This is a genomic window from Pseudomonas sp. QC2 (assembly GCF_002859085.1).
GTDB classification, from domain to species: domain Bacteria; phylum Pseudomonadota; class Gammaproteobacteria; order Pseudomonadales; family Pseudomonadaceae; genus Aquipseudomonas; species Aquipseudomonas petroselini.
The window spans coordinates 425453-432010 of the sequence record NZ_PKKS01000008.1 but is presented as its reverse complement, the minus strand read 5'-3'; the positions used below and the strand labels follow the sequence as shown (position 1 = coordinate 432010).

Annotated in this window: 6 protein-coding genes; 3 read left to right on the top strand and 3 right to left on the bottom strand. The window is 59.0% G+C overall.

The features are described from left to right. Window positions 1-860: electron transfer flavoprotein subunit alpha/FixB family protein (locus tag QCBJ_RS08695; RefSeq protein ID WP_102060571.1), on the top strand; the 860-nt coding region annotated here is incomplete at its 5' end. A 62-nt stretch (window positions 861-922) separates the two neighbouring features. On the opposite strand, the gene QCBJ_RS08690 is transcribed toward QCBJ_RS08695, so the two are convergent. Further along, window positions 923-2293, bottom strand: coding sequence for an aspartate aminotransferase family protein (locus QCBJ_RS08690; protein ID WP_102060570.1), 1371 nt, complete (start codon window positions 2291-2293; stop codon window positions 923-925). A 161-nt stretch (window positions 2294-2454) separates the two neighbouring features. Between QCBJ_RS08690 and QCBJ_RS08685 the strand changes: the two genes are divergently transcribed. Then, a complete protein-coding gene (locus tag QCBJ_RS08685; RefSeq protein ID WP_102060569.1) occupies window positions 2455-3117 on the top strand; it encodes a GntR family transcriptional regulator in 663 nt (220 codons plus the stop codon). Between the two features lie 82 nt (window positions 3118-3199). Here the strand turns inward: QCBJ_RS08685 and QCBJ_RS08680 are convergent, their stop codons facing one another. Then, complete coding sequence (locus tag QCBJ_RS08680; RefSeq protein ID WP_102060568.1) at window positions 3200-4081, bottom strand: LysR family transcriptional regulator; 882 nt, start codon at window positions 4079-4081, stop codon at window positions 3200-3202. A 102-nt stretch (window positions 4082-4183) separates the two neighbouring features. Here QCBJ_RS08680 and QCBJ_RS08675 point away from each other — a divergent pair, with 102 nt between their 5' ends. Further along, complete coding sequence (locus tag QCBJ_RS08675; protein ID WP_102060567.1) at window positions 4184-5281, top strand: tRNA-dihydrouridine synthase; 1098 nt, start codon at window positions 4184-4186, stop codon at window positions 5279-5281. A gap of 30 nt (window positions 5282-5311) precedes the next feature. Here QCBJ_RS08675 and QCBJ_RS08670 read toward each other — a convergent pair whose 3' ends face one another. Beyond that, window positions 5312-6382, bottom strand: coding sequence for an alpha/beta fold hydrolase (locus QCBJ_RS08670; protein WP_102060566.1), 1071 nt, complete (start codon window positions 6380-6382; stop codon window positions 5312-5314). Window positions 6383-6558: the final 176 nt, after the last annotated feature.

Sequence of the window (6558 nt, the reverse complement as noted above, 5' to 3'; positions counted from 1 at the left end):
CCGCCAAAATCGGTGGTGATATCCACGTCCTGGTCGCCGGCCAAAACGTTGGCGCCGTGGCTGAAGCCGCTGCAAAAATCGCTGGCGTGAGCAAAGTACTGGTCGCCGACAACGCGGCCTACGCTCATCAACTGCCGGAAAACGTCGCCCCGCTGGTTGCAGAGCTGGGCGCTGGCTACAGCCATATCCTGGCTGCCGCCACTTCCAACGGCAAAAACATCCTGCCACGCGTTGCCGCGCAGCTGGACGTTGACCAGATCTCCGAGATCATCTCGGTCGAAAGCGCTGACACCTTCAAGCGCCCGATCTACGCCGGTAACGCCATCGCTACCGTTCAATCGAACGCTTCGGTCAAAGTCATCACCGTCCGCGCCACCGGTTTCGACCCGGTGGCTGCTGAAGGCGGTTCGGCTGCCGTTGAAGCTGTTGCGGCTGCCCACGATGCGGGTACATCCAGTTTTGTTGGCGAAGAGCTGGCCAAGTCGGATCGTCCTGAGCTGACCGCTGCCAAGATCGTCGTTTCCGGCGGTCGCGGCATGCAGAACGGTGACAACTTCAAGCACCTGTACGCCCTGGCCGACAAGCTGGGCGCTGCGGTCGGCGCTTCCCGCGCGGCCATCGACGCAGGTTTTGTACCGAACGACATGCAGGTCGGCCAGACCGGCAAGATTGTCGCGCCACAGCTGTACATCGCCGTCGGTATCTCCGGCGCGATCCAGCACTTGGCCGGTATGAAAGACTCCAAAGTGATCGTTGCGATCAACAAGGACGAAGAAGCACCGATCTTCCAGGTGGCTGATTACGGCCTGGTGGCGGACTTGTTTGACGCGGTGCCGGCGTTTCTGGCTGAGCTGAACTGAAGACGCGGTGGTTGAAGCAAAAAAAGGCCTGGTTCACACCAGGCCTTTTTCATGGTGCTCACTTAGCCATTGACCCATTTGCTGGTGTCGTCCAATGCCATGCCGAACCGATCCACGATTGACCGCACCTCATCTTCATTGATGATCAGCGGAGGGCAGAAAGCGATGGCGTCGCCCATGTTGCGCGTGATCATGCCATGCGCCTGGGCACGTCCTGCCAGATAGCGCCCGAGCGTGCCTGGCGCGTCCAAGGGGGCCTTGGTGGCGCGGTCAGCGACCAGTTCGACGGCTGCGATCAGGCCCGCCCCCCTGATCTCACCGACCAACGGATGATCGCCGAAAGTTTGCAACCCTCTGCGCAGGAGTTCACCCATCTGTGCGGCATGCGCCACGAGGTTTTCTTCATCAATGATTTTCAGGTTTTCCAGCGCGACGGCTGCCGCCACAGGATGCCCGCCGCCGGTAAAGCCATGGCCCAGTGCGCCGAAGGACTTCGTCTGGTCAGCGATGCCTTGATACACCCGCTCATTGAGCAGAATGGCCGATATCGGCTGGTAGGACGACGACAGTTGTTTGGACAGAATCATGATGTCCGGTTCTATGCCGAAGGTCTGGCTGCCGAACATAGTACCGGTACGGCCGAAGCCACAGATCACCTCATCGGCGACAATCAGAATGTCGTGCTTGCGGCACACTCGCTGGATTTTCTCCCAGTAGGTACGCGGCGGCACAATCACGCCACCGGCCCCCATCAAGGGCTCTCCGACGAAGGCCGCGATGGTTTCCGGACCCTCTTTCAGGATCAACGCCTCCAGTTCAGCGGCAAGTCGATCAGCAAATTGCTCCTCGGTCTCATGCGGTAGCGCATGGCGGTAGTGGTGCGGGCAGCCGACGTGCAGGAAGCCTGGCAACGGGACGTCGAAGCCGCGCTGGTTGGCCGGCAGGCCCGTGAGGCTGGCGCTGGCAAGCGTAATTCCGTGGTAGCCGCCGATTCGGCTGATGAATTTTTTGCGGGTCGGTTTGCCCTGGGCATTATTGAGATACCAGACCAACTTGATCACGGTGTCGTTGGCCTCGGAGCCGGAGTTGGTGAAGAACACCTTGCTCATGGGCACCGGTGCCATGTTGATCAGCTTCTCCGCCAGCTCGATGCTGGGGGCGTGGGCCTTATGACCAAACAGGTGGTAGAAGGGAAGGGTAGACATCTGCTTTTCAGCCGCCGCCACCAGTCGCTTGTTGCTGAAGCCCAGGGCCGCGCTCCATAGCCCGGCCATGGCCTCGATGTAACGTTTGCCGTTTTCGTCGATGACGAACACCCCGTCCCCTCGATCAATCACCAATGGCCCCTGTTCCTCGTGAGCCCTGGCGTTGGTGTAGGGGTGCAATTGATGACGCATGTCTTTGTCGGCTAGAGAGGAACGTGTCGTGCTCATGATGATCTCGCTGTTTTATGGGACCGCTAACTGAAGAATAATGCATGATGCATCATGTTGTGTAGCTGGTTTTTTCTCCATAAAACCGCGATGATGCAGCCCTGTGCTGTCGGGGCCTTGTTTCCCGCCAAATAGAGCCTCTCCCTCCATTCGGATCTGATATGAGCTACCCAATCGGTGAAATAAAACACGCGTATCTCGGCACCAGCGTCTATTCATCGCTACGGGAAGCGTTGGTCACGGGAAAGCTCAAGCCCGATGACAAACTTCGCATTCGTGACCTGGCCATGCAGTTGGGCACCAGCGTCACCCCTGTGCGCGATGCGATTCTTCAGCTTGCGAAAGAGCAAGCGTTAGTCATGAAGACGCCCAAGGACATACGCGTTCCGATCTTGACGAGCCAACAATATTTGGAAATTCGCGCTGTGCGGCTGGCACTTGAGGGGTTGGCTGCGGAGACGGCGGCGAGCCTTGTCACCGATGAGGATTTGGAGCGTATTGAGGCCAACATCAAGGCCAACCTTGACGCAATTCATCGTGAAGACATGAGCGAAGCGTTGAACCTCAACCAGGCGTTCCACTTCTTTTTTGCCGACATCGCTCAAATGCCGCTGTTGCGAGGCTTTCTGGACAGTCTATGGATGCGCACCGGGCCACTGCTCGCACTGGCCTACGATCACTTTTCGGAGCAGATGGCGATCGAGCACCACTGGGAAGTGTTGGCAGCCCTGAAGAACCGTGATGGGGTTGCCGCCAGGCAGGCGATCTGTACGGACATTCTTGACGGCAACGAAATGATGCTGGAATTTATCAAGACGCAGTAAGTGCAACTGTCATTCTGACTTGCATAAAAGCGTTGGTGGAGCATCGTGTCTCCAGTTTCGAGAGGCAGATGACTGCTACCCGTCATTGGCCTCTCTTGAGTTCCGCTTCCAAGTGGTCAACGAACAAGCGCACTCTATGCGGAACATGGCGACGGGTCGGTAGCATCGCCGTGATCGAAAGTTGCTCGGGCAGCACGTCCTCAAGGTTCACCCTTGCGAGCGAACCTTCAGCAAGCTCGTTGCGGATGTCCCAATAGGTCAGCATGGCCAGGCCCAGGCCTTGTTTGCTTGCAGTGCGCACCGCCTCGACACTGTTGGCGGAAAACGCTCCTTGAGCGCGAATGGCCACGGCGTTCTCGCCATGAGTGAACGGCCAGTAAGGCATGCTGTGCAATGCGATGCATTGATGATGATTGAGGTCATCCAGCACCGTCGGCGTACCCCATTGCGCCAGGTAGGCCGGGCTTGCGCAGACCACACGAGGATTTGGTGCCAGGGGTGTGGCCACCAACGTTGAGTCGCGCAGTGTGGCGATGCGGATGGCCACATCAATGCCGAGCCCGGCGATGTCGATGATGCTGTCCGATAGCGTCAGGTCGACCTTGAGGGTCGGGTTGTCAGCCAGCAATGCCGGGAGCAACGGCATGATGACGGTTTGGCCAAAAACGCTGGGGGCGGTGACCCTCAATGTGCCGCTGGCACTGCCCGCACTGGTTTTCAATGTGGCACGCGCAGCTTCGTTGGCCTCGAGCATGGTCTTTGCGTAAGGCAGGTACATTTCGCCTTCCGGCGTGAGTGCGACGGAGCGCGTAGTACGGTGTACCAGGCGCACACCCAGCTCTTTTTCCAGGGCCGCCAAACGCCGTGAGACGGTCATCGCCGACAACCCAAGCCGCCGTGCGGCCTCGGACAGGCTGCTGCTGATGGCGACGTTGGCGAACACCTCTATTTCGGGAATCTGCATGGCTATAACCATTTTCGTTAAGGCGCCTTATTGCAAGCGTGCGCTTCTAATGAGCTATTGCCTCGCTTATCGTCGTGGCTGGTGAATAATTGAGGGCAAATCATGACAGCATTAAACCCGCGCATTGTAACTCCATTCGATATAGGCGCCCTTAAACTGAAAAACCGCATGGCGCTTGCACCCATGACACGCGTCAGTGCGAGCGAGGGCGGCAATGCCACACCTGCGATGGCCCGATACTACGAGCGTTTTGCCCGTGGCGGTTTTGGCTTGGTAATCACGGAGGGGATCTACACCGATCGACAGTATGCCCAGGGCTACCTGAACCAACCCGGTATCACCGACAGCGAACAGGCGCTGGCCTGGCGCGAGGTCGTCGAGGCGATTCATCGCCATGAAAGCGCTGCAATCGCGCAGATCATGCATGCCGGCGCACTGAGCCAAGCGAACCGTTTTGTCGAGCAGTCTGCCGGCCCTTCGGCCATTCGCCCGAAAGGTCAGCAGATGAAGTTCTATTACGGCGAGGGTGCCTACCGGGTGCCCCAGGCCATGAGCGATGAAGCTATCGCGGATGCCATTGATGGGTTCGCCCAGGCGGCTAAGCGGGCTGTTGAGGTCGCAGGTTTCGACGGTGTCGAGATCCATGGCGCCAATGGCTATTTGCTGGATCAGTTCATGACGGACTACTCCAATCAACGCGCAGATCGATGGGGCGGTGATGTTCGCCAGCGCTTGAGCCTGACGCTTGAGGTCATCGCAGCGGTAAAAAAGGTGGTCGGGCACTCGCCTGTGGGGGTGCGTATTTCCCAGGGCAAGGTCAATGACTTTGAGCACAAGTGGGCGGGTGGGGAACATGACGCGCAGGCGATCTTCGGCAGCTTGGCTGACGCCGGTGTCGACTACATCCATGTGACGGAGCATCAAGTCACGCAGCCGGCCTTCGACGGTCACGAGACCAGCCTGGTAGCACTGACCCGTCGCTATGCGCCGAACGTCGTCTTGATCGCCAATGGGGGAGTGCAGGACTCGCAGAGTGCTGAACAGGCCCTGCAGACTGGCGCAGATATCATCGCCGTCGGCAAGGCTGCCTTGGCCAATCCGGACCTGGTACAACGGTTGCGCGAGTGTCGTGCGCCGGAACCCTTCGACCCATCGCTGCTTGCGCCGATTGCCAATATCAAGGACCGCGAGTTGAAGTAGGCGCAGTGAGTTACAGGTCGGCGGTTGGGTTTAGCGCGCCTTTTCAGTCTCGTGCATGAACTGCCCCAGCTCCTTGCTGTAAAACTTCGCCATGCTCGTGGTGCCGTGGCCACGGGTCTCGGCACTGGCGGGGATAAGTAAGAGCCGTGCGTGCTTGAGTTCTTTCATCGACGCCTCCAGCCGCCCGGTTTCCGGCGGGTTGCGTTCATCGTCCGCCGAGTTGATGACCATCACAGGAGCCTGAATTTTTTCCAGGCCTAGGGCTGCGTTGTAGTCGGCAGACGATTGCCATTGGTAGATAAAGTCATTTGCGTCGGCGGTTTGTGCAGCGCTGAGGCGTTCATCCACCAGCTTGTCGGCCTGAGCGCGAGTCGGTGCGGCGGCCTGATACGCCAGGGTTCCGCCACTGGTCCCGACGCTGAACATTGCGTTGGCCAAGCGCAGGGACGGCGGTTGCGCGCTGTAGTTACCGTTGTTCCAGGCTGGGTCCTGCTTGATCGACTCCACCAGCAAACGGCGCATCATCCAGTTGCGGGATGACATTTCGGTGGGTTGGGACGCCATGGGCACCAATGCGTCCATCATCTGCGGCCAAGTCTGGCCCCACATCCACGTTTGCATGCCGCCCATGGAGTTGCCGATGACCAGCCTAAGGTGCTTGATACCCAGGCCTTCGGTGACCAACCGATACTGGGCTTGAACCAGGTCGGTGTAGTTGTACGCCGGAAACCGAGTGCGCAAGCCGTCCGAGGGTTTGCTGGATTGGCCAACGCCAATGCCGTCGGTGGAAATGATGTAGTACTTGCTCGCGTCCAGCGGCTGGCCTGGACCGAATAATTCGCCACCAAAATCTTTGCTCAGCACATCGCTGCCTGGCCGGTAGGTGCCGTGCAAGTACAGGATGGCGGGGTTCTTGGGGTTGCCAAGGGTTATGTAGTGCAGTTTGAGATTGGCGAGTTTTTCACCGGAATGGAAGGTGAACTCCGGGGCGATCCAGTCGCCCTCGGTCGCGGCGGGTAACGGCGCGGCGCTGACGGCGGAGCCGATCAAGGCTAGGGAAAACAACAGACCGATCGCGGGTCGTGAGCTGAATCTAGGCATGGGGATGTCCTATTGTTTTTGTTTTAGGAGCCCCTGCGCACCAATGCGCGCAGGGGCGGTGATCAGTTAGCGTGCCTTGCAGACGCAGGTCCAAGTCGACCGCCTAGGCCCAGTCCCTGGTAGCACGACCGATCATCAGGCGGCAATGGCGCAGTGCCGCGTCAGGGCGTCATGCG

Bases quoted from the DNA above. Each gene is read 5' to 3' on its own strand.
- QCBJ_RS08690 (WP_102060570.1), bottom strand. From the start codon at position 2,293: ATGAGCACGACACGTTCCTCTCTAGCCGACAAAGACATGCGTCATCAA.
- QCBJ_RS08685 (WP_102060569.1), top strand. From the start codon at position 2,455: ATGAGCTACCCAATCGGTGAAATAAAACACGCGTATCTCGGCACCAGC.
- QCBJ_RS08680 (WP_102060568.1), bottom strand. From the start codon at position 4,081: ATGCAGATTCCCGAAATAGAGGTGTTCGCCAACGTCGCCATCAGCAGC.
- QCBJ_RS08675 (WP_102060567.1), top strand. From the start codon at position 4,184: ATGACAGCATTAAACCCGCGCATTGTAACTCCATTCGATATAGGCGCC.
- QCBJ_RS08670 (WP_102060566.1), bottom strand. From the start codon at position 6,382: ATGCCTAGATTCAGCTCACGACCCGCGATCGGTCTGTTGTTTTCCCTA.